Here is a 22253-nt window from a genome sequence, read left to right as displayed (position 1 = left end):
ACCGGCCTCGCGCGCCGCGGTGGACTCTTCCCAGATCAGGGCGTTAGAAGGGGGCGCAGACCGGCCCTTCCCCGATCGACCGAGGGTGGGCCGGCACTGGAGAAGTTGCCGCAGGAGGTGGGCCGCGGGGATCGGGCGGCGTTCGAGCAGATGTATGAGGCGATGGCGGCCCGGGTGTTCGGACTGGTGCTGCGCGATCGGGCCCAAAGCGAGGAAGTGTTGTGGAGGTGTGGCGCAGCGCCGCTCGCTTCGATCCGGGCATGGGGTCAGAGCTGGCGTAGGTGTTGACGATCGCGCACCGCCGGGCGATCGACCGGGTGCGCGCGGCGCAGGCCGGCCTGGATCGGGAGCAGCGGGCAGGCACCTGTTGCTGAGAGATAAGTGCTGTGGCTCAAGGCACCTGACGATTTCGGAGTTCTTGGCCGGCTCCGGGCAAGAACTCCGAAATCGATTCGCGAACTGCCGAGGCTGAGTGCCGTGCCAGCCGCCAACGAGCCCGGGACAATGCATAAGCTGTACACCGCTTCGGGCAGTTCGAATACCGCGCACCCGACCAGGAATATCACCAAGTTCAGGGCTTGTGGGCCCAACGGTTTCGGTGGAGACAAGTGCTCATCGTGGGGCCTCCTCACTTTGGGGTGACGGTAGGCGCATGTGACGACCGGTGGACCGCTGTATCCGGTCGGGATCGAAAAACTACGGTGCTTCGCCGCCCGCCCGGATCGCAGGGAATGAACGCAACCTGCCACTTCAGCGCGCTCGGCCGCAACGGATCGGCCTGACCCCGTATGACGCCGATCTGCCGAGCAGGACCGGCCACCCCTGCAAACCTTGGCAGGCAAGTGGGGGTGGCCCGGTTGGCGACCGCGAATTCCCGAGGGATTAGAAGGAATCTCAGGATTAATTCGGAGCTACTGGTCGGAATTGCCGTCCACGTCGTGCCGGGCAGTGACCATAGGTGCCGCACCACATCGCGTACACGCGAACGACACGGCGGCGGCACGCACTTCTCCTGGCCGTCATGCTCCCCCGTCTTCTCCCATCCTCCAACTGCTGGTTCAACCGTGGCCGCCAGCCTCCCAGGTGCTGGTGAAGATGCATGGTGAGTTGCGGCCGTGTTCCGTGTCGCCTCGACCTCTGGAGGATGCTGGAAGGGTGAGCGGCGCGCGGTGCGCGGGCTGGGTGTGGTCCCGAGTGGTCGTTTGCGGGACGGCAGCACCAAGCATGTGCCCGAGCGTTGCGTGCCCGCGCCAGTCGTCCACCCGGCCCCGGGTGGACGGGTTCGACAGCGGGCGCGGAGGCAATTTGGCTGTCCCAAAGCCGGTAGTGACTCGTGCTCCCCAGCCCGTGATTAGTTGGCGTCGTCTATTAATGCGCTGAGACGGCACCCCGGCCGATCGGCCCGTGCAAGTGCTGTACTGCCTCGGCCTGCGCGGGCGCGGGGTGCCGGTGCCGAAGATCGCTGCCAAGCCGGTCATCCTCACCGGCAAGCACAATGGCCGCAACCCCTCCCTGGCCAGCGTCTACCGCGTCCTGGGCGCCGACGACGAGGACTGACGGCGGGGGCTTTCAGCGTTCGGGCAGACCGACGCGTCGTCAACACCTGGTGAACCGGCACACGGCACTCCACAGACGACGGCCCTACAGCGGCCACGCGGGAGATATGTACGGCAAGGGCTCCGTCACCGGCCGACGGTGTCGGCCGGTGACGGAGCCGGGCAGAAGCGGTCCCGCGTCGGCAGTGCCCCGGTGGCAAGGAAGGTGTTCGTCGCCTCGTCGGCGCAGCCGCCCAGTCCGAGCACGCCGTGGCCGCCCTGGTCGACGGTGATCATGGCGGCCCGCCGTCCGAGCGTGGCGCGCAGGCCGCGTGCGTTGCGCAGGGACGTGGCCGGATCGCTGGTGTTCCGCAGGATCAGCACATTGCGCGGCCCGTTGCCGGTGACCGTATCCGGCGGCTCCACCGGCCGGGTCGGCCACGCCGTGCACGGCCAGAGGTTCGGCAGCGTGCCCGCCGTCACGGGCGACACCTGCCGGCCGGCCGCGAACCGCCGGGCGTGCAACGCCATGTCGCGCGGCGTCATTGCAGAGCACGGCGTAGAGGGCGGCGATGCGGTTGTCCGCCGGTACGTCCGCTGTCCCGGCTCGGTCGCCGGCCGTGGCACCCCCGGCGGACCTCAGCCGGGGCAGGCGCGCCACGGCGGCGTCCACGGCTGATCTCGCGCAGCGCGTTGCCGTCGAGCTCCGGGCCGCCCGGATTCGGCAGGGGCCGCTCGTCCAGGGCCGCGGTCAGCCGGTCGTAGGTATGCCGCGCCTCGTCCGGTCTCGCGCCGAGGTGGTAGACGGCGTCCGCTCGGCTGCGAAGGCGAGGAAGTCGGGCAGGCGCAGCGCGACCGCCTCGTTCCAGGTCCGAAACATGTCCCGCCACACCAGGCCCGGATCGACGGCGCTGTCCAGCACGATCCGGTCGCTGCGGCCGGGGAACAGCGAGAGGTGGACGGCTCCCAGGTAGGTGCCGTGGTAGGAGAGTTTCGGCTCGCCGAGCGCGGCTCGGACGCGGTCCATGTCCCGGGCGGTGTTGGCCATGGTGATGAACCGGAGCACATCGCCGGAGTGCTCGGCGCACGCGGCGGCGGTGGTTCGCGCGAAGGTGACATTGCGCTGGATGCCGCCGTCCGGCGCCGGGTAGGGCAGCACATGCGACCGGGGGTCGCGGGGGCGATCCCGCAGGTGACCGGGGTGCTGTGGCCGATTTCTCGTGGATCGAACCCGATCAGGTCGTACTGATCCAGGACCTGCGGCGGCAGCGCGGTCGCCAGCGCGATGAGCAGGTCGAGGCCTTGATCGTCGAGGTTGGACAGTAGGATCCCGCGGCGCGTCCAGGGCTGCGCGGTCGCGATGCGGGAGACCGTGATCTCGATGGTCCGCCCGCGCGGGGCGCGGTAGTCCAGCGGCACCCGCAGCGTCGCGCACTGCCGGCGAGGATCGCGCGGGACGCCGGATTCCACCGGCGGGCACTCGCCCCAGACCGGGGCCGCCGCTCCCTTGGCCGGCCCGGCGGCTTCGGCTCCGCCTCCGGCGTGCCGATCCGGGCCTCGGCCGACATGGCCGCGCCTGCCGTCGTGGTGGTCACCGTCGCCGCGGCGATGAACATTGACAGCGTTGATCGCAGGCTTGATCGCACTGACACTCCTTGTTCTTGGGAACAGATGCCTTCTTGATGACAAGCGAATCGGCACTGCCGGGTGCACGAGCCCTTTGCTCGGAATGGTTTCGTGGGGCACTTCAGTCGAAGATGCAGCGCGACCGGCCGTGGGGCCGGGTCCATTCGCATAAGCCATGCCGGTGATGACAGCTGCTCTTTCCGAGCACGCACGTACGGGATCGCATGGGCGATCTGCCGGCGCGGGTGCTTCCGCGGCCGTTCGATGGGGGTTCAGCTACTTCGGATGATGTTCTACTGCTCGTCGAGAAAAACTTCTTCGATCGTCAGGTCGAACACCTTGGCGAGGCGGAAGGCGACGGGAAGGCTCGGGTCGAACTTGCCTTTTTCGATCGCGATGATCGTCTGCCTCGACACGCTGATCCGCTGAGCCAGATCAGCCTGTGTCCAGTCGCGTTCGGCCCGGAGTTCCGTGATGCGGTTCTTCATCGGTATCTGATCATGCCGGCGGCGAAGGCGATCATGAAGACGACTCCCATGAGCGCGGGCAGGACTGCAGTGTTGACGTCGTAAGTGATGAGGCCGGCGGTGTCCGCGACGACATAGGCGAATCCGCCGACCCACCCTGCCCCGAGGGAGATCGCCAGAGCCTCCTGTATGACCTTGCGATGCAACTCATCGACTCTCTGAAGAAAGCGAGTGAAGGCGACGATCCATCCGATGCCGACGGCCAGGTTGACGGCGACCGCGGCCCAGCTTGCCACCGGTCGCTGAGGGTCCCACAAGAGGTCGGGACCGAACTTGGCCAAGGCGAGGGTCGCCGTCCAGGCGAGTGTCCAGAGTACGAGCCGGACGGTTGCCTTGGTCGACTCCCGGTAGTCCCCGGTTGTGGTGTGTGCTTGCACGGGTCGCCTCCTGAGGCGAGAAGTAAAGGACACTTGACACGGTAGGAGGGGGCCGCCGTGATGTCAAGTGTCCTTTACTTCGGCCGGGCCGATCCCTGGTCAGGGCACCATGGGACGGCCATTAGCTCGGTATGGACCGCCTCGCGACGTAGCGCCAGGCGGTTCTGGTGCCGATGGCGAAGCCCGCGGCCAGACGCGCGTAGGTGTCGCCATTGCGTACGTGGGCCAGGACCAGCAGGGCTTGCTGGGACGAGTCCATGCGCCGAGTGGCGTCAAACTCGTTGTCCGTGGCCGGCGAAGTCGTCCCTGTGTCATCGAAGCCGGCCCAGCCAGGTCGGGTGCCGACGATCGGTGGCAGGACCATCCGGTCCGTCGTGCCACTCAATCGGGCCTGCCCAGGTTCAAGGGAGCTGACGCCGGGCCGTCGTCCGACCTGCTCGCCATGCCCGCCGACGATGTCCAGGCTGCCGTCTTACGCGCCGGCCGACCGGCCTACGCCCTCCCGGACGACACCCTGATCCCGATCGACCGACGAACGGCCGTACTACTCCGGCAAACACCGATGCCACGGCGTGAATGTTCAGGTCCCGACCGATCCGGCCGGCCGACTCGCACGGGCCCCACCTGCGCCGCTCGGTGCCACGCCCGACCTGACCGCAGCACACGCCACCGACCTGATCGACGCAGGGGAGATCAAGGCACGGGCGGCAGCATCCGCACGCCGTTCAAAGGCCATCGGCTGCGGCCGCCGTTGCCGCGCCATCAGCGCCCGGCCAACCGCGCGCGCTCGACTGACGCCCGACCTGCGGATACAACGCTCTCTGTCCACGGGGACGGGGCTTGCTCCGCCCTTCGTGGCCCATACCGTTCGACCTGCGAAGATTCGCGAGTCGCTTCCTTCGCACATCGATGGGCCCATGGACGAACTCATCGAGCGACGGCTTCAGTGCTGCTCTCGAGGCCCGTCGCCGGGCTCGCGTCACGCGACCCATACGCGGGCCCTGACAGACAGGGTGTCGTTCCTGAGAGGGCAGAGGCCCCTGTTGTGACAGATAGTAATCAAATGACTACTCTCTGTATATAATTTCTCTTGAGGCGGCAAGGCCACCAAGGCCATGCATCACCCACCCACTCAACAGAGCCGCCCGGAGGGAACCATGGCAGAGACCGTCAGCTCCATCGACGCCGAGATCATCACCGCAACCGACGACAGCAGCCTCCCCTACCTCGTCGGCACGGACGGCTACGTCTACCTGGGCCTGGCCGGACGCGAATTCCTCTGCAACACCACCGGCAACGACTTCGAATCAGGAAACGACACGCACTACATCTACGGCGACGGCGCCAACGTCACGGAGCCCGAGCTGAACGACCCCCGCAACCCCGCCCTGAACATCAGCGACCTCGATCACACTCCCGCCTACATCCGCTTCGCCCCCCTGGCCAGCGACCCCAAGGACCACTGGCTCCTGGAGCGCGTCGATGTCACGGTGACCGGCAACAACGGCAGCAAGGTCCAGTACAGCATCCTCGCCGGAAGCGACCGCCTCTGGCTCTCCGCCGACTCCGGCCTCACCGTGCATCTGAAGAAGATCTAGATTCGCTCCGAGATATCAGCGAAGCGATCACTCGTCATAGCGCGGAGACGCCATTGGCGAAGTAGACAAGGCAGAAAGGGCCCGTGACCACCAACCTGATCACGGGGCCCTTCATGTGTCGGGGGACGTATGCCTCTGGACGCATACAACGAGTTGGCCATCGCTCTGGTGCGTGGCGCCGAGAAGGTGGCGGCCGCGTTCGCCGACGCCATCCTGTCTCCCGCCTGAGGAGGAGGCGTGACGTCGTTACAAAGTCTCCGCGAGCATGAAGCCGTAGTAGGCCACCCCCGCTGAGCAGCAGGCACACCGCAGTCCCGGCCACGGTCGGCCCGACGTCACCGCTCCCGCCACCACTCCCGCCACCGCTACGACCGCGAAGGCGGCAGCTCCGTACATGTGGGTGAGGCGATCTGGAGGGGCGATCACGCAGTTGATGATCGCATGATGGCCGCCGCATGACCCTTATGTGTCGCCCTGGATACTCCGTTGCCCAAGGGTCGGGTGCAACGAAGCACATTCAACGAGGTCGTCACCACCGCAGGCTAGGCTGCCGGGCATTAAGGAAGGCCGAGAAGCAAGGGAATTCGCCCTGTCCGTCCTGCAGCGATGAATGAGACTGTAAGGGCAACTCGACCTGTTGGAGGAGATCGTGGCGCACTCGGAACTGAACACGGACATGGTCCTCGCCGCCATCCGGGACCACGGAGCCGCAGCCTATGACGTCCTGGTCAAGAAGTTCCCGTCGGACGCGGTGATCGCAGGGTTCACGGACGCGGCCAGGTCGGGTTTCACCACCTTCGGCGTAGCGGTACACCTGGCGGAGCTGACGGACAAGGGGAGCAAGCGTCTCGCAGGATAAGTCTGCGGAGCCCGGTGGTCGCAGGTCGCTAGAAATGCCACCTGCATCAACACGGCGCCGACACCCTGAACGCGAAAGCGGCTCCCCGCCACGAACGGAGAGCCGCCTCGACCCCACTGCCTTCCTCGCCCACCACCAGTCCCACCCAGTGGTCTTCCCAAAGCGTACTCAGGGGGAGGCCGAAATGCCGCACGATTCACTCCGCTCCAGCCGACTGTTCCGACGAGGGCCGGCGCTAATGTTCCCGCGGCGAGCACACCGCGGCGTCAAAGGCCCTCCGCAAGCGCCGCCGGGCTGGGAGGCGCACCTTTCGAGCAAGAGCGGCGGCCGGGTACCTCGTTTCCCGGACATACCGGCGGTATACCGCGTGCCCCTAGCGTGGCTCTTCGTCAAGCCAGCAATTCCGACAGGAATAGTCCGGTATCACGAGGAGAGACATGTCCGGGAGAATGCGAGCAGTGCTCAGTGCGTCAGCGTTGGCGGCCACGATGATGGCTTTGACCGTCACGCCGGCGTCGGCGGACCTGCTGTACAAGTGCAAGACGGAATCGGGCGCCACGGTGTGCGTCGGGCGAGACTCGGCCAAGAACACGGTCTGGGGCAGCGTCTACTACAAGGACTCCAAGGGCAAGTGCGTGGCCGGCGACCTGGTGGTCTTCAGGCCCAAGAAGCCGAACATCGTCAGCAGTTCCCTCAAGCTCGGCAGCACCTCGTGCGGTACGACGTACAAGCGGGTGTCGGCCAAGGGGATCGGCAAGGGCCAGTACATCACGGCCTTCAGAATTGGCGGGGACATGTTCGCCGAACTCGCGTCGGTCTCCTACACGTGGAGCAAGTGACGCACCCCACCACCCGGGCCGGAGACGTGCTCCGGCTTTGCGCGCGATCTGCGACGTGCGGCCACCAGGAGTTCGTGATCTTGTCGTGAGACAGGTGAGGCTTTCAGCGCCTCACCTTGCGCGCCCGAGGTGGTGGTGTCGCGATGCTAGGGTCCCGTCCATGACTCGAGAACGATCAACGGGACCGGCGGGCTTCGTGTAGCGCGCCAGGAGACACCTGGCGGTGCTACCTGGGGAGCCCCATGTCCCGCGGGCTCGCCGGCGCGTGCGTCTCAGGCTCGAAGCGATCCGCCGCCTCGCCAACGCCGCGACGGACGGCCGCTTCGCCGCCGACCTTGAGGGCGACTTTGAGGTCGGCCCCGCGCGGCACCGGCGCAACGCCCTCTGGCAGTACTGACCTGAGTTGTTCAGTCCAGGTCGGCGGTCTTGCTGAACAACTCCCGCCTGGTTCCAATGAGAAGTCCGGACCGGCGGTGCCCGGGCGAACACGCCGGCATTCCGCCTCGGGGGGACCGGTCCGGCCTTTCCTGGGCGCACGCCGACGCGGCCTCCGGCCGGCGCGTGCGTCGATCGGTCAGCTACGGAGGGACCCTCCTTGTCCTTACGCATTCCTTCACGGCTCCACCGCTTCTTAGCCGCCTTCACCGCGTCGGTCCTCATCGTCGCGGCGATGGGCGGCCCGGCCCGTGCCGACTTCAATCCCATCGGCACCGAGCCCGTCGCCCCCTACGCCCAGCCCGCGGACGCGGCCCTGCCCCAGCGGGGCTGCACCACGACGCTGGCCGACCCCAAGAACGCCAGTGGCAGCATCCAGGCGGTCCAGGTGATCTATGCCTGGCACACGGGCAACGGCAACAACTACGAGGACTACGTCGAGCGGATCGCCAAGATCGTCGACCGGATGGACTGGCTGCTCGACGAGTCGACGAACTACGACCAGCACATCAACCTCAGTTGCCGGACGGGGCACAACACCGGCACCTACACCGGCTACGCCCACGCGCTCGTGGTGCCGGAGCAGATCGAGAACGCCGTGATCGACGGCGAGACCGATCCGTTCGTCATCGCCGACGATCTGGCGGCGGCGGGTTACGACAGCGGCAACCGCAGATATCTGGTGTTCGAGGACTTCAACGGGACGGCGACGGCCCACTGCGGTCCCGTCTGCGTCGCGACCACCGACGACTGGGACAGCGGCACCATGATGCACGAGCTGATCCACCTGCACGACGTGGACCACGCCAAGGTCAGCGAGGTGCCCAACTCCTTCTCGCTCAACGACGTGATGATCAGCCAGTACAACGACTGGCAGATCGACCAGGAGTTCAACACCTACTACGACCCGAGCGAGACCTCGGCGCTGTTCCACACCTCCAGCTATCCGGACACCCGCAGGGTCAACCTCGCCGCCTTCCCGCCGTTCACTACGCCGACCTGCTGTGACGTGGGGTACAGCAACGACGCGCTGACGGCCCAGGAACGGACGATCGAGGCCGACGCGCCGTACGGGTATCCGACGGGGTTCACCGTCTCCGGCGGCGGCTGGATGCAGGTCACCCCGCCCGGACCGGACGGCCAGGTGTCGGCCCGCTACTACGACGGCCGTCGCTCGCTGACCATGAACGTCCAGGCGCACGCCGAGGGCCTCGTGTCGGTCAGCCGCAGGCCGCCGGTGACGGCCGGGCAGCGGTACAAGTTCTTCGCCCGCCTGACGACCGGCACCTCCGGCACCGTCAAGCTACGGCTGTCCTGGTACAACGGCTCGAACACGCTGATCTCCGCGAGTGACAGCGCGGCCTACTCCCTGTCGGCCGCCTGGCAGGAGTATTCCGTCTCGGCGATCGCCCCGGCGGGCGCGGCCACCGCGCAGCTCTCCGTGGTCAGCCCGGCGGGCCAGACCTTCGCCTACGTGCTCGACAGCCTGCAACTCAACCACTGCAACAACGGCCGCACCACCGACGGCTGCCGTCTCAACGGCTGACGGCGGACCGGCGCCGGCAGGCCCGGCCCCACGGGGCCGGCCGGGCCACCGGCGCCGGTCGTGCCACCGGCCGGTCGTGCCGCTCGGGCCGGCCCGGCCGTGCCGCTCTCGGGGTGCGGCACGGTGGCGCGTCATGGACGACGTCCTGGCGGGCGGCGGATCGACCGGGCCACCGCCGACCGCACGCTGGGGTACGAGCCGGCCCGCCACCACCTGGCGTTCGTGGTCGCCTGGACACCCCGGCCCCGTAAAATCCGGACGTACTACCCTGAATCCCCGTGGCACACCTGCGCATCGCCCTGGCCCAGACCAACCCCGTCACCGGCGACCTCCCGGCCAACACCGCCAAGCTGCTCGACCGGACGCGCCAGGCCGCCGCCGGCGGCGCGCACCTGGTGGTCTTCACCGAGATGTTCCTCACCGGCTATCCCGTGGAGGACCTGGCGCTGCGCTCCTCCTTCGTGGACGCCTCGATCGCGGCGCTGGAGCAGGCGGCGGTCCGGCTGGCCGAGGAAGGGCTCGGCGAGGTCGCCGTGGTCGTCGGTCACCTCGACCGGGCCCGAAGCGGGACCGGTCGCACGCCACGCCCCGGCCTGCCCGCGGGCGCGCCGCTGGACGCCGCCGCCCTGCTCCACCGGGGCGCGGTCGTCACCCGTACGGCCAAGCACCATCTGCAGAACTACGGGGTCTTCGACGAGCGCCGCTACTTCGTCCGCGGCGACCGGCTGCCCATCTTCCGGCTGCACGGGGTCGACGTGGCGGTCGCGATCTGCGAGGACCTGTGGCAGGAGGGCGGCCCCGTGACGGTGGCCGGCCAGGCGGGCGCCGGGCTGCTGGTCGTGCCGAACGCGTCGCCGTACGAGCGGGGCAAGGACGACGCCCGGCTGGAGCTCGTGGCCCGGCGGGCGCGGGAGGCGGGCTGCGCGCTGGCCTACGTCAACCAGGTCGGCGGGCAGGACGAGCTGGTCTTCGACGGCGCCTCGATCGTGGTCGGCGCCGACGGCGAGCTCGTCGCGCGGGCCGCGCAGTTCCGCGAGGAGCTGCTGCTGGTGGACCTGGACCTGCCGGCCGGCGGCGCGGAGCCGGGCCGGACGGTCCACGACGCGGGCGACGGCTCGGCGATCACCGTGGACCGGTTCGTGCTCTCCGGCGAGCCCGTGACGATCGGCTCCCCCGTCGCTCCCCCGATCGCGCCGCGGCTGGACGACCTGGCCGGGGTCTACGCGGCGCTGGTGCTCGCGGTGCGCGACTACGTGGCCAAGAACGGCTTCGAGTCCGTCGTCCTGGCCCTGTCGGGAGGCATCGACTCGGCCCTGACCGCCACCATCGCCTCCGACGCCATCGGCCCCGAGCGGGTGCACGTCGTGCTGATGCCCTCGCGCCACTCCTCCGGGCACTCCGTCACCGACGCCGAGGAGCTGGTACGCCGCCAGGGCGTCACCGCGCACCTGGCGCCGATCAACGGCATCGTCACCGCCTTCGAGAAGGAGATCGACCTCACCGGAGCGGCGGCGGAGAACCTCCAGGCCCGGGTACGCGGCATGGCGCTGATGGGGCTCTCCAACGAGCACGGGCACCTGGTGCTCACCACCGGGAACAAGAGCGAGCTGGCCACCGGCTACTCCACCCTCTACGGCGACTCGGCGGGCGGCTTCGCGCCGATCAAGGACGTGCCCAAGACCATGGTCTGGGCGCTGGCGCGCTGGCGTAACAGCCACACCGACGACTGGTTCCGCATGGACGTGGCCCGGCCGGTCCCGGAGCACTCCATCACCAAGGAACCCAGCGCCGAGCTGCGCCCCGATCAGTGCGACACCGACTCGCTGCCGCCGTACGAGGTGCTGGACCCGCTGCTGGACGACTACGTCGAGAACGACCTGGGCCCGGCCGGGCTGATCGCCGCCGGCCACGACCCCGCCCTGGTGGCGCGGGTGATCAGGCTGGTGGACCTGGCCGAGCACAAGCGGCGCCGGCACCCGCCCGGACCCAAGATCACCCCGAAGAACTTCGGCCGCGACCGCCGCCTGCCCGTCACCAACCGCTGGAGCGAGACCACCTGACCCGGCCGCCCGCACCCGCCACGCTCCAGGGGCGCGGGGTCAGCGCTCGCCTGACGACCGGCGCTGGCCGAACGTGAGCCTTCTGCGGGCGCGCTGCCCGGCGGCGACCTGCCGATCGATACCCGCCTCCAGCCGGCTCAGCGCCGCCGCGCGCCGATCCATGGCGCTGGCCATGCGGTCGGTCACGGCCGCCCGGCGGTCCGCGGCGGCGGCCCGCCGGTCCTCGGCGCTGAGCAGACGCTCCTGGCTCATCTCCTGGTCGGCGGCCAGCCGGGAATCGCGCAGCACCATCAGCAACTCCCGCAGCGCGGCCCTGTCCTTGCGGTTCTGGGCGCGGTCGGCCGCCGCGAGCACCCGTTCGGCGGCCAGCAGCCGCAACTCCTGGCCGATCCCGTCGTCGTGATCGGCGTTGTCGCGATCGCCGTCGTGATCCGCCAGGCGGCGCTGACGCTCGGCGTCCGCGTGGTCCCGCCGCTCGGCCGCCCGGTCACGCGACTCCGCCGCCCACAGCAGGTCATGCAGGCCCCGATCGTGTTCGTCGTCACCCTGCCGCCGCGCGCTGATGTGCTGCCCGCGTTCCTCGGCGAGTTCGTCGCGCCGCTCAGCGGCCCGATCCCGCTGTTGTGCGGCCTCGTCGCGGGCCGCCGCCGCCCGATCACGTTCCCGGTTGTGCCTGTCCCGGCGCTGCGCGGCCCGGTCCCGCCAGTCCGGATCTCCGGGCCGCTGCTCCCTCTCGCTCATCAGTCCCACCGCCCTCACACACGACGCAACCCTGGCGGGATGTCCGACATGAGCCCCGGGCCGAACTCACCCATACTCCAACGATGGCGGCCCCCGCACCACCACGCGGCAGGTACGTGGCCGTGACCGGAACGGCGTTTGCGCGGTGCCAGGTGCGTTGCTAGTCTCTGAGGCGATCTCTCACCGTCGGGCATCAGCCTCGCCAACCAGCTTCTTCGCGTTCGATGACACGGAGAAGGTGGGAGTCACACACCACGGCCTGAAAAGGTGCTCTGCGATGGTTGTGACAGTTCGGCGAGCAATTCCGCCGTCCGCTTTCCCGAGATCGAATCGCCCGATGCCCTCCGCTGCATCGCGCTCCGCCACTCCCGCTCCCGCAGGGCCTGGGAATCGGCCGAGATCCGCGGCCCGGCGCCAGTGCGCCCGGTCCGCCGTCTGAGCCCTCCCCTAGGCAAGTCCTCCCACCTGTAGGAGTTCGACCGACGTGTCGGCATTCCCTCACGCCGAAACGCCGGCCACGCGACGTCCGTGGCTGGTTCTCGGCATCCTCTGTATCGGCTTCTTCATGTCACTGCTGGACGGGGCCATCGTCAACATCGCCGTCCCGGTCCTGATCAGCGACATTCACGCCTCGTACGACCAGGTCCTGTGGGTCGTCGACGCCTACCTGCTGGTCTTCTCGGTGCTACTCATCACCACGGGGCGCCTCGGCGACGTCCTCGGGTACCGGCGCCTCTTCCTGATCGGCATCTCCGTCTTCACCGTCGCCTCCGCCCTGTGCGGCCTCTCGGACTCGCCGGCTCAGCTTCTCGCCGCGCGGGTGCTGCAGGGCGTGGGCGCGGCGATTCTGTTCCCGCAGGTGATCTCGTCGATTCTGGCGATCTTTCCGCCGTGGCAGCGCGGGCGCGCGTTCGGGGCCTTCGGCGCGATCGCCGGTTTCGCGCCGATCGTGGGCCCCATCGCCGGCGGTTTCCTGCTCACCCATCTCGGCTGGCGCTGGATCTTCTTCGTCAATGTGCCGATCGGGCTGATCACCGCGATCCTGGCCCTCGCGTACGTTCCCGGCATGCGCGCCGAGCGCGCGCACAAGCTCGACCTGGTCGGGGTGGCCCTGGCCACGGCGGGACTGAGCGGTGTCACCTTCGGACTGATCGAGGGTGAACGCTACGACTGGGGGACGATCAGCGGGCCGATCGGCATCCCGTCGATCATCCTCACCGGGGTTCTGCTGCTGGTGCTGTTCGTCGTCTGGCAGGGCGTCCAGCGCGGCGAACCGCTGATGCCGCTGGAACTGTTCACCTCCGGGCGCGGCTTCCCGGCCGGGAACTGGATCGGGTTCGTCTTCCAGCTCGGCATGATCGGCATCGCCCTGGTGCTCGTCATCTACCTGCAGACGGCGCGCGGATACTCGCCGTTGCAGACCGGGCTGGTGCTGCTGCCCAACGCCGTTCTCGCGGCGATCGGTTCGGCCCTGGCCGGCCGCCTGTCGGACAGGATCGGCGGCAGGTACGTCCTCATGGCGGGCCTGGCCACGCTCGCGCTCGGCCTGGTGGTCCTGGTCATGACGGCGGGCGCGGACTCCGGCGTGTGGCACCTGCTACCCGGGCTGGTGATCATCGGCCTCGGGAGCGGCGCGACGTTCGTACCGCTGCAGCACGTCACGATGGAAGGAGTCGAGCCGCGCCTCGCGGGCGCCGCGTCCGGCGTCTCCAGCACCATCCGGCAGGCCGGTGGGGTGCTCGGCACCGCGCTTCTGGGCGCCCTCCTGTCCGCCTCTCTGACCTCGGCCCTCCGGGACGAGGCGGAGCGGCGGGCGAGCGGGCTGCCCGCCGGACTGCGCTCGCGGTTCGTCGAGACCACGGTCGCCGGGGGTACCCACTTCAGCCCGCCGCCGGCGCCGCGCGGCCTGCCGGCCGCGCAGACCGTGCTCTTCGAACGGGCCGGTCACGAGGCGTTCGCGGCGGCGTACGTGTCCGCGATGCAGGTGACGCTGCTGGCCTCGGCCGCGATGCTGGTCGTGGCCGCTCTGTGCTGCTTCGCCGTCAAAGGACGCGGCACCGAGGGCTGACGAGCGCCCCCAGGCCCGATCACCGGCCCCGCCGGAGGGCTCAGCTCCGCTCCTGGATCCGGATCAGGTTGCCCGCGGGGTCGCGGACGGCGCAGTCGCGCACCCCGTACGGCTGCTCGGCCGGCTCCTGGACGATGTCGGCGTCGCCCTCCTGCAACCGCGCGAACAGGGCGCCGAGGTCGGCGGTCGCCAGGACGATGCCGGCGTAGGTGCCCTTCGCCATCATCTCGGTGATGGTGCGGCGCTCGTCGTCGGTGACACCGGGGTCGGCGGCCGGCGGTTCGAGCACGATGGACGTGCCGGGCTGGTCGGCCGGGCCGACCGTGATCCAGCGCATCCCCTCGTAGCCGACGTCGTTGCGGACCTCGAAGCCGAGGACGTCGCGGTAGAAGGCCAGGGAGGCGTCCGGGTCGTCGTGCGGAAGGAAGCTCGCGTGAATGGTGATGTCCATGGTGGTCAGGCTAGATTCGGCTGGGTAAGCGGCGCTTCTCGATTCCTGATCGGTCTGGTCACCTGTTTCGCCACGCACGACGGCATGCCCGCCGTCGCGCGTGCCGCCTGGCGCCGGTAGACGCTGGGCGGCACGCCGACCAGCTCGGTGAAGCGGGTGCTGAAGGTGCCCAGCGACGAGCAGCCGACCGCGAAGCAGACCTCGGTGACGCTGAGGTCGCCGCGGCGCAGCAGCGCCATCGCGCGCTCGATGCGGCGGGTCATCAGGTAGCCGTAAGGGGACTCGCCGTAGGCGCGGCGGAACTCGCGGCTGAGGTGCCCGGCCGACATGTGCACGCCACGGGCGAGCGCCTCGACGTCCAGCGGCTGCGCGTACTCCCGGTCGATCCGGTCGCGCACGCGGCGCAGCCGCGCGAGGTCGCGCAGGTGTTGCTCCGAGGGTGGTCTGCTGGTCACATGCGAATCGTACGTCGCTCCGGAGTCGGTAGGCGTCTCCATGGTTGCCCCGGATCCTGCATGCCCGCTCCGGAGCCGCCCCGCCCCCGCGCCCGTTCCGGCGGGCCGGTGCCCGGCGTCAGTCCGCAGGCCGGGCGCTCTCGCCCAAGGCGTCCAGTCTGGCCTGCACGTGCTCGGCCTTGTCGGTGCGATGCTGCTCCCGGTAGATGGCGAGCGCCTGCCCCCACGCGTCGGCGGCGTCGGAGCGACGCTCGAGGGCGTGGTACGCCTCGCCGAGCCGGGCGAGGGTCTCGGCCTCCTGGCTGGTGTTGCCGGTCTCACGCCGCGACGCCAGGGTCTGCTGGAAATACTCGACGGCCTGGGCGTGACGACCGGTGTGGTGGGCGATGTAACCGAGGCTGTCGAGCGTCGCCGCCTCGCCGCACGGGTCGTCGTGCCGCCGGAGCAGGGCCAGCGCCTGCTCGCAGTGCCGCTGGGCGTCGGCGAAGTTCCCGAGCAGGGCCTGGCCCCAGCCCAGGGAGTTGAGCACGTTGGCCACCCCCAGGGGGTCGTCGACGATCTTGTACAGGCGCAGCGCGTGCCCGAAATGGATCTTCGCCTGCTCGAACTCGCCCCGGATGCCCCAGGCCAGCGCGAGCGTATGGCGGACCTGAGCCTGGCCGCCGATGTCCCCGGCCCGCTCGTAGAGAGCCAGGGCCTCGGCGAAACGGGCATGGGCCTCCGCGTCGTGCCCGGCCCGGGAGCACGCACGGCCGAGCAACTGCTGAACGTGGGCATGGGCGCCCAGGTCGTTCAGTTCGGCGACGGCTTCCGACGCCATACGCCAGGTCGCGACGCACTGCTGAAGCAGGTTCTGGCTCAGGTGGAAGGTGTCGAAGGTCCAGGCGAGCTGCCATACGACGCCGCGGAACCCGTACTCGGCGGCCAGCCGCTGAAGGGCGGGCAGGCCGTGGTGCTCGACCTTGAACCAGGCCAGGGCCGCCGCCGCGTCCGCCGGGGTGTGCGGGAGGCAGCCGGGAGCGGGCGCGTCCGGTTTGATGCCGCTCCGGCGCTGCGGGGAGAGCAGATGGTCGGCCGCGTACGAGGTGTGGAGGTAGAAGTCCACCAGGCGGTGCACGGCGGCGGTGCGGTCGCCCGCGCTCAGGTCGGCGCCCGCGCGTTCGATGGCGTACAGGCGGACGAGGTCGTGCATCCGATACCGGCCGGCGACGTGCTGATGCAGCAGATGTGCGGTCTCCAGGGTGCGCAGCAGTGTGCGGGTGCGCGCCACCGGGTGTCCGATCAGGCTGGCCGCGGCCGGCAGGCTGATGTCCGGCCCCGGCGCCAGGGCCAGGTGGGCGAAGGCCTCCGCCGCCTGAGGGGCCAGCACGTGGTAGGAGGAGCCGAAGATCTCCCGCAGGTCGGTGCTGGACTCCTCGGTCTGCAGGGCGTCCAGCCGGGTGGTCTCTCCTCGCAGGTCCTCGGCCAGCGTGGCGAGGGGCAGACCGGCGTCGATGATGGCTCGTGAGGAGACGATGCCCAGGGCCAGCGGCAGTCCGGCGCAGGCCTTGATGATGTCGTCCGCCGCCTCCTGCTCGGCCGCCAGCCGGTCCTGACCGAGGCGGCCTTCCAGCAACCGGCCGGCCTCGGCGTCGGAGAGCGGCGCCAGCCGCAGCAGATGGGCGCCCTCGGTCGTGATCAGGCCGGTGAGCGCGGTCCTGCTGGTCACCAGCGTGAGGCCGGCAGGCGAAGGGGAGATCAGCGGACGTACCTGGTCCGGCTCCCGGGCGTTGTCCAGGAGGACGAGCATCCGCCGGCCGGTCAGCAGGGTCCGGTAGAGGCCGATCTGCTCTTCGAAGGTGGCGGGGATCTGCGGGTGGGAGGGCTGCAGCAAGCCCAGCAGGATCCGTACCGCCTCCGTCGCGGGCATGGGCGTCGCGGCGGGGCTGAACCCCCGCAGGTCCACGTAGAGCTGGCCGTCCGGGAAGTGGCCGCGTACCCGGTGGGCCCAGTGCACGGCGAGCGACGTCTTCCCGACGCCGCCCGCGCCGCTGATCACGCAGGTCCTGGCGCTGCGCAGCGGTGCCAGGTCCGCGATCGGGAGGAGCCCGTCCAGGTCGGCCAGGTCGGCTTCCCGGCCGCTGAAGTGGTTGACGTCCGACGGGAGCTGGCACAGCGGCGGCGCGGGCTCGTCCGCCGGCGCGGCGCCGGCCAGGAGAGCGGTGTGGAGCTGCTGGAGTTCCTCGCCCGGCTCCACGCCCAGCTCCTCGACGAGCACCGAGCGAGCGTGCCGGAAGGACTCGAGGGCCTTGTCGCGCTGGCCCGCGCGCGCATACGCGAGCATGAGCAGCCGCCAGGCGCGCTCGTTCAGCGGCTGTTCGGCGAGGAACGGGCGGAGGTCCTCGATCACTTCCTTGGGCCGGCCGAGGGCGAGTTTCACCTCGGCCCAGTCGAGCCTGGCCACGGCGTGGCGCTCTTCCCATTCGATGACCCTGGTGAGCATCGAACCGGAGAGCTCGGTGCCTTCGGCCGGCCTGCCCGACCAGGTCGCGAAGGCTCTTTCGAACTGCCGGTCCGCGGCGTGGAACTCGCCCTTCCCGGCGTCACCGCGCGCCTGCCGGATCGCCTGCTCGAACCGCAGGAGATCCACCTGCTCGACGTCGGCCTGCAGGATGTACCCGGTCTCCTTCGTGAGGAGCAGGGGGCCGGACGGCAGCGCCCTGCGTAACTGGGCGATGTAGGTCTGCAGGTTCTTGACGGCCGACGCGGGAGGGTCCTCCCACAGCGCCGCCACCAGCCGTTCCCTGGACACCAGCACGTTGACGTTGAGCAGCAGGCTGGCCAGCACCGCGCGTTGTTTGCCGCTGAGATGAATCTGCCGTCCGTCGGGCCCCCACACCTGAACCGGCCCCAGAACCTTGACCATCACGTCGACCAAGCGCTGTCTCCTTTTCGTGACAATCCGTCGCCGCAAGACTGCCATCGGCCGATCCGGCCGATCCGGCCAGTCCATTCGGACCGGCCGGGCTTCGGCGGCCTGAACGGCGGCTCGATCGGGAGCGCGGCTCTTCGCCGACGATCCGGCGCGCATGGCCTGCGGCGTGAACGTGAGTGACGGACATCCGAACGAAAAATCACGATAGCGAGCCTGCGGCGCGGCGTGCGGCAAATGGCCGTTCCGGTGCGGATCAACGCCTCAGTGCTCCTCGTGGGCGTGGATCGCCGGGATACCGGCCGCCGCCCACGCAGCGCTCCTGGTCGATGCTCACCCTCATGACCGCTCCCAGGTGACCGGGAGCCGCCACACCCCGTAGACCATCGCGCTGTCGCGGAGCGGGACCTCCTCCGGCGGCACGGCCAGGCGCAACGTGGGGAAGCGCTCGAACAACGCCCGGTAGCCGATGCGCATCTCGATCCGGGCGAGCTGCTGCCCCAGGCACTGGTGGACTCCGTGCCCGAAGGCAAGGTGCTGTCTGGCGTCGGCGCGGTCGAGCCGCAGCGCGTCGGGGTCGGCGAAACGCGCCGGGTCGCGGTTGACCGCGGGCAGCCCCATGACCACGGTCTCGCCCCTCCGGATGAGCCTGCCGCCCAGCTCGACGTCCTCCGTGGCGGCGCGGTTGGGCACGGCCAGATGGATGATGGTCAGGTAGCGCAGCAACTCCTCGACCGCGCTGTCGGTCATCGAGGCGTCGGCTCGGAAGGCGTCGAGCTGCCCGGGGTTCCGCAGGAGGGCGAACGTGCCGAGGGCGAGCATGTTCGCGGTGGTCTCGTGCCCGGCGACCAGGAGCAGCAGGGCGATGTTGGTCAGTTCCTCGTCGTTCAGGTCGCTTTCGGTGATCAGGTGGCTGAGCAGGTCGTCGGCGGGGGTGGCGCGCTTGTGCCGTACCAGGTCGGCCAGATAGCCGGCCAGGTCGCCCAGGGCGGTGAGCGCCTGGGCCTGGGAGTTGTCCATGTCGACGACCACCACGGTCTGCTCCTGGAAGAACGCGTGGTCGTCGTACGGGACGCCGAGCAGTTCGCAGATCACCAGGGAGGGGACCGGGAGCGCGAACGCCTGGACGAGGTCGGCGGGCGGGCCGGCCGCGGCCATGGCGTCGAGTTGCTCGGTGACGATCTGGGTGATGCGCGGCTCGAGGTGCCGCATCCTGCGGACGGTGAAGTGGCCGGTGAGCAGGCGCCGGTACCTGGTGTGCTCAGGCGGGTCCATGACGGCGAACCAGCCGGGCGCGGGCGACTCGTCCTTACCGCCGGGACGGACGTTCGGGCGGGGTAGCGGGGAGTGGCGCAGTTCGGGCCGGGCGGTGAAGCGGGGGTCGGCCAGGATCGTACGGGCGAGGTCGTAGCCGGTCACGAGCCAGCCGACATGCCCGTCGGGGAAGGCCAGGCGGGCCAGCGGCTGGTCGGCACGTTGACGAGTCAGCCCGGGAGGCGGAGCAAACGGACAACCGGGGTCACGCCGCATGGGCAGGGTCACCGGGGTGTCGGAGGTCTGATCGGTCATGGGGTCTCCTTGAGAGTGATTCGTTCGAACGCCATGGGGACACCGGAGGCCCATTGCCTGGGTCCGGATCCGGGCGTGGGTCCGGGTCCTGGGGTCCAGGGGTTCCGCAGGTCGAGAGTCCAGCGAGCCAGCGGGTTCGCGGGCCGGAGGTCCGGCGGGATTGTGCCGGGATCAGGGCGTTGGCGCGGTGGCGGTGGCGTCGTCCGCGCTGCCATCCAGGCCGCGACCACGCCATAGTCCGTGCTGACGCTGGTCAGGGCACCGGCTGCCAGCGAGCCGGCCAGGATGGCGAACTCAATGGCGAGCGTGGCTCGTACGGTGATGCGGGCGGCGATCCGATCGGCCCGGCTCGACCCGACGATGACGCCCGCCAGCAACGGGAGCAACCGCAGTCCGCTGCCCATGGCGTCGGCGCCCAGAACCGCCTGGAAATACTGCGGGACGGCGAACAACAGCCCGAAGAAGACGAACCCGGCCAGGGTCTGCAGGAGCGCGCCACCGGTGAAGTGGCGGGAGCGGAACAGTCCGAGGTCCAGCAGCGGCCGGCCGGAGGGACGGTTGGTGAGGTGTAGCTGCCAGAGTACGAAGGCGATCAGCAGCGACGTCCCACCGGCCATCGCCAGCAACGGACCGGTCGCGGTCCAGCCGTCCTGTCCGGCCCGGGTCAGGCCGAACGTCAGCAGCACCAGGCCGGCGCTGGAGGTCACGACGCCGAGCGGATCCAGGCCGGGGCGGGCCACCGCTCCGGGACTCCGGCAGCAAGATGATCGCCGCGATGATCGACAGGACGATCACCGGCAGGTTGATCAGGAAGGTCCAGCCCCACCAGTGCCGGCTGAGGATCCAACCGCCGAGGATCGGCCCGAGCGGCATGGCGAGAAAGTTGGCCGCCGCCCAGATCCCGACCGCCCGCGAGCGCTCGGCGGTGGGGAACAGCACGGTCAGGGTCGACAGCACGAGCGGGACCACAAAGCCCGCCGCCAGGCCGAGCAGCGCCTGAGCGGCCACGAACACACCGCCCGAAGGCGCGTACGCCGCGATCACCGAACCTGCACCATAGACCGCCAGCGCGCCGACCAGCATCTTCTTGCGGCCGTAACGATCGCCGAGCGCCCCCGCCGGCAGGAGCCCGGCGGCCAGCGCCAGCAGGAACACCGCGACGAACCACTGCAGGTCCGAGGCCGAGGCGTGGAGGGCCACGGCCAGAGTGGGCGACGCCAGGTTCAGCATCGTGGCCGGAAGACCGACGGCGAGCACTGCGAGGTTGAGTGCCCCAGCGCCCACCACCTACGTGTGTCACGAAATCTCATGACTGGCCCTCACCTTCCACGCGGAGGAATCAACAGAACTGACAGTAGTCTCTCTTTTGATAGTAAGCCATCGTTTTCTCTGCGGCAGAATGGGACCATGAGCACCAGCGGGCTACGCGAACGCAAGAAGGCCAGGACAAGGGAGGCCATCCTGCGCGAAGCGTTCCGGCTCTTCCGCGAGCGCGGCTACAACGCGACCACCACCGAGCAGATCGCCGAGGCCGCCGAGGTCTCCCCCGCCACCTTCTTCCGCTACTTCCCGACGAAGGAAGACCTGGTCACGCTCGATCGCTTCCCACCACTCATCGAAGCCCTCCACGCCCAACCGCCGGGCGACCCGGTCACCGTCCTGCGCGACGCGTTCCGCATGGCGTTCGCCTCACTGACCCCTGAGGAGATCGCGGCGGGCCACGCGCGCGAGGTGTTCGCGGTGACCGTCCCCGAACTCGTGGCGGCCAACCTGCGCAAGGGCTCCACCTTCTTGCGGGAGATCTACACGCTCCTGGCGGATCGGGCGGGCTGCGACGCGGACGACCCCCGAATGCGCAACGCCATCGGCGCCGTCTTCGGAATCGTGGCCATGACCTGGCTGCAATGGGCCCAGGACCCCGACATGGACGGCCCGGCCGAGATCGACCAAGCACTGGCACACCTACAGTCGGGCCTGCCTTTGTAAACCCCATGGGGAGAGGCCGGCCATCCACCGCGCGCGAAGGTGCCGTCGTGCCCGCGCACAGGTGCTCTCACGCCAGCGTAAAGATGGACTCGGATCGGCATGGAGATGGTCTCGCCAGGGTGAAAGTGGTCTCGTACCGGCGTAGGTGGTCGTGCACCGGTTGTCGGCGGCATCGGGCCGCGGCCGTCCGGCCGCCCCGGGATGATCGCGTCAGCGCGGCGCGCAGGTGCGCCTCGGCTGGGAAACCTGATCGCGCCAACCTCATATGCAGGAGCGTTCCAGGCAGGGACAGCCATCGCGCTGCCTCGGGTGCGAGAACATTCCGGCTGAGACTGCCGACCGCGCCAGCCCGAAAGGCGGACGATCAGAGGTCAGCAAGCCAGAGGCCAGCGCGTCAAAGGCGAGCGCGTCAAAGGCGAGCGGGTCAGAGGTGGACGGGTAAGTCGTGGGAGGTGGGGGTGGGGTTTTGGGCTGCTGTGAAGGTGAATGTGGCGTTGTCGTCTTCGCCTTCGATGGCCACCTTCACCACCTGGCCGGGCCGGAGCTCACCGTAAAGGATCTTCTCCGACAGCGAGTCCTCCAGCTCACGCTGGATCGTCCGGCGCAACGGCCGAGCACCCATCACCGGGTCGTAACCCCGATCCGCCAGCAACTGCTTGGCCTCGGGCGA

The 22253-nt window shown here is 69.5% G+C and carries 20 protein-coding genes and 4 pseudogenes; 11 read left to right on the top strand and 13 right to left on the bottom strand.

Annotated elements, in window-relative coordinates:
* Positions 1-96: 96 nt before the first annotated feature.
* Positions 97-359 (top strand): annotated as a pseudogene (locus AB0I15_RS56765) (sigma factor); the annotation flags it as partial.
* A 1045-nt stretch (positions 360-1404) separates the two neighbouring features.
* Positions 1405-1557 (top strand): hypothetical protein, encoded by a 153-nt coding sequence (locus AB0I15_RS56760; RefSeq protein ID WP_358116717.1) that lies wholly within the window; start codon positions 1405-1407, stop codon positions 1555-1557.
* 125 nt (positions 1558-1682) lie between these two features.
* Here the strand turns inward: AB0I15_RS56760 and AB0I15_RS56755 are convergent, their stop codons facing one another.
* From AB0I15_RS56755 to AB0I15_RS56735, 5 genes and pseudogenes are all read right to left on the bottom strand, one after another.
* Positions 1683-2081, bottom strand: a complete 399-nt coding sequence (locus AB0I15_RS56755) for an alpha/beta hydrolase (protein ID WP_358116715.1) — start codon at positions 2079-2081, stop codon at positions 1683-1685.
* Between the two features lie 205 nt (positions 2082-2286).
* A complete protein-coding gene (locus AB0I15_RS56750; RefSeq protein ID WP_358116712.1) occupies positions 2287-2694 on the bottom strand; it encodes a hypothetical protein in 408 nt (135 codons plus the stop codon).
* Between the two features lie 760 nt (positions 2695-3454).
* Complete coding sequence (locus AB0I15_RS56745; RefSeq protein ID WP_103961967.1) at positions 3455-3649, bottom strand: helix-turn-helix transcriptional regulator; 195 nt, start codon at positions 3647-3649, stop codon at positions 3455-3457.
* Positions 3646-4065: a hypothetical protein gene (locus AB0I15_RS56740; RefSeq protein WP_358116709.1), complete on the bottom strand. Its 420-nt coding sequence runs from the start codon at positions 4063-4065 to the stop codon at positions 3646-3648. Before AB0I15_RS56740 ends, AB0I15_RS56745 begins: the two co-directional genes overlap by 4 nt.
* Before the next feature lie 145 nt (positions 4066-4210).
* Positions 4211-4330: pseudogene (locus tag AB0I15_RS56735) on the bottom strand (transposase family protein); the annotation flags it as partial.
* A 280-nt stretch (positions 4331-4610) separates the two neighbouring features.
* Here AB0I15_RS56735 and AB0I15_RS56730 point away from each other — a divergent pair.
* The 7 genes and pseudogenes from AB0I15_RS56730 to AB0I15_RS56700 all read left to right on the top strand — a co-directional run.
* Positions 4611-4727: pseudogene (locus AB0I15_RS56730) on the top strand (IS5/IS1182 family transposase); the annotation flags it as partial.
* Positions 4728-5222: 495 nt separating this feature from the next.
* Entirely contained in the window at positions 5223-5663 is a 441-nt protein-coding gene (locus tag AB0I15_RS56725; protein ID WP_358116706.1) for a hypothetical protein, read from the top strand.
* Between the two features lie 649 nt (positions 5664-6312).
* The gene (locus AB0I15_RS56720; protein ID WP_358116704.1) at positions 6313-6522 is read left to right on the top strand and encodes a hypothetical protein; all 210 of its coding nucleotides are present in this window, start codon (positions 6313-6315) and stop codon (positions 6520-6522) included.
* A 497-nt stretch (positions 6523-7019) separates the two neighbouring features.
* Positions 7020-7361, top strand: a complete 342-nt coding sequence (locus AB0I15_RS56715; protein WP_358116701.1) for a hypothetical protein — start codon at positions 7020-7022, stop codon at positions 7359-7361.
* 265 nt (positions 7362-7626) lie between these two features.
* Entirely contained in the window at positions 7627-7758 is a 132-nt protein-coding gene (locus AB0I15_RS56710; RefSeq protein ID WP_358116698.1) for a hypothetical protein, read from the top strand.
* 198 nt (positions 7759-7956) lie between these two features.
* Positions 7957-9342 carry a hypothetical protein gene (locus tag AB0I15_RS56705; protein ID WP_358116695.1) on the top strand — a complete coding sequence of 462 codons (1386 nt, stop codon included), beginning with the start codon at positions 7957-7959 and terminating at the stop codon, positions 9340-9342.
* A gap of 278 nt (positions 9343-9620) precedes the next feature.
* Complete coding sequence (locus tag AB0I15_RS56700; protein ID WP_358116693.1) at positions 9621-11402, top strand: NAD+ synthase; 1782 nt, start codon at positions 9621-9623, stop codon at positions 11400-11402.
* Between the two features lie 39 nt (positions 11403-11441).
* Here the strand turns inward: AB0I15_RS56700 and AB0I15_RS56695 are convergent, their stop codons facing one another.
* Complete coding sequence (locus tag AB0I15_RS56695; RefSeq protein ID WP_358116689.1) at positions 11442-12143, bottom strand: hypothetical protein; 702 nt, start codon at positions 12141-12143, stop codon at positions 11442-11444.
* A 484-nt stretch (positions 12144-12627) separates the two neighbouring features.
* Between AB0I15_RS56695 and AB0I15_RS56690 the strand changes: the two genes are divergently transcribed.
* Positions 12628-14211 (top strand): DHA2 family efflux MFS transporter permease subunit, encoded by a 1584-nt coding sequence (locus AB0I15_RS56690; RefSeq protein ID WP_358116686.1) that lies wholly within the window; start codon positions 12628-12630, stop codon positions 14209-14211.
* Between the two features lie 40 nt (positions 14212-14251).
* On the opposite strand, the gene AB0I15_RS56685 is transcribed toward AB0I15_RS56690, so the two are convergent.
* The 6 genes and pseudogenes from AB0I15_RS56685 to AB0I15_RS56660 all read right to left on the bottom strand — a co-directional run.
* Complete coding sequence (locus AB0I15_RS56685) at positions 14252-14662, bottom strand: VOC family protein (RefSeq protein WP_358116683.1); 411 nt, start codon at positions 14660-14662, stop codon at positions 14252-14254.
* 5 nt (positions 14663-14667) lie between these two features.
* Positions 14668-15117 (bottom strand): helix-turn-helix transcriptional regulator, encoded by a 450-nt coding sequence (locus AB0I15_RS56680; RefSeq protein ID WP_358116680.1) that lies wholly within the window; start codon positions 15115-15117, stop codon positions 14668-14670.
* Between the two features lie 118 nt (positions 15118-15235).
* Complete coding sequence (locus AB0I15_RS56675; protein WP_358116806.1) at positions 15236-18025, bottom strand: BTAD domain-containing putative transcriptional regulator; 2790 nt, start codon at positions 18023-18025, stop codon at positions 15236-15238.
* A gap of 342 nt (positions 18026-18367) precedes the next feature.
* The gene (locus AB0I15_RS56670) at positions 18368-19597 is read right to left on the bottom strand and encodes a cytochrome P450 (RefSeq protein WP_358116677.1); all 1230 of its coding nucleotides are present in this window, start codon (positions 19595-19597) and stop codon (positions 18368-18370) included.
* A complete protein-coding gene (locus AB0I15_RS56665) occupies positions 19594-20304 on the bottom strand; it encodes a hypothetical protein (protein ID WP_358116813.1) in 711 nt (236 codons plus the stop codon). The genes AB0I15_RS56670 and AB0I15_RS56665 overlap by 4 nt, the downstream gene beginning before the upstream one ends.
* Before the next feature lie 64 nt (positions 20305-20368).
* A pseudogene (locus AB0I15_RS56660) lies at positions 20369-20827 on the bottom strand (MFS transporter); the annotation flags it as partial.
* 177 nt (positions 20828-21004) lie between these two features.
* On the opposite strand from AB0I15_RS56660, the gene AB0I15_RS56655 reads away from it, so the two are divergent.
* The gene (locus tag AB0I15_RS56655; protein ID WP_358116674.1) at positions 21005-21583 is read left to right on the top strand and encodes a TetR family transcriptional regulator; all 579 of its coding nucleotides are present in this window, start codon (positions 21005-21007) and stop codon (positions 21581-21583) included.
* A gap of 424 nt (positions 21584-22007) precedes the next feature.
* Here the strand turns inward: AB0I15_RS56655 and AB0I15_RS56650 are convergent.
* Positions 22008-22253 (bottom strand): hypothetical protein (locus AB0I15_RS56650; protein WP_358116672.1); only part of this gene is annotated, 246 nt, incomplete at its 5' end.

Origin of the sequence: Nonomuraea sp. NPDC050643 (genome assembly GCF_040654715.1) — a bacterium.
Lineage (GTDB): Bacteria > Actinomycetota > Actinomycetes > Streptosporangiales > Streptosporangiaceae > Nonomuraea.
The sequence above is the reverse complement of the archived record's forward strand: the minus strand, read 5'-3'. Positions and strand labels throughout refer to the sequence as shown.

What these genes read in the sequence shown, in the direction of transcription:
- AB0I15_RS56755 (WP_358116715.1), bottom strand. Translation starts at nt 2,081, where the DNA reads ATGACGCCGCGCGACATGGCGTTGCACGCCCGGCGGTTCGCGGCCGGC.
- AB0I15_RS56745 (WP_103961967.1), bottom strand. Translation starts at nt 3,649, where the DNA reads ATGAAGAACCGCATCACGGAACTCCGGGCCGAACGCGACTGGACACAG.
- AB0I15_RS56725 (WP_358116706.1), top strand. Translation starts at nt 5,223, where the DNA reads ATGGCAGAGACCGTCAGCTCCATCGACGCCGAGATCATCACCGCAACC.
- AB0I15_RS56695 (WP_358116689.1), bottom strand. Translation starts at nt 12,143, where the DNA reads ATGAGCGAGAGGGAGCAGCGGCCCGGAGATCCGGACTGGCGGGACCGG.
- AB0I15_RS56655 (WP_358116674.1), top strand. Translation starts at nt 21,005, where the DNA reads ATGAGCACCAGCGGGCTACGCGAACGCAAGAAGGCCAGGACAAGGGAG.
- AB0I15_RS56670 (WP_358116677.1), bottom strand. Translation starts at nt 19,597, where the DNA reads ATGACCGATCAGACCTCCGACACCCCGGTGACCCTGCCCATGCGGCGT.
- AB0I15_RS56685 (WP_358116683.1), bottom strand. Translation starts at nt 14,662, where the DNA reads ATGGACATCACCATTCACGCGAGCTTCCTTCCGCACGACGACCCGGAC.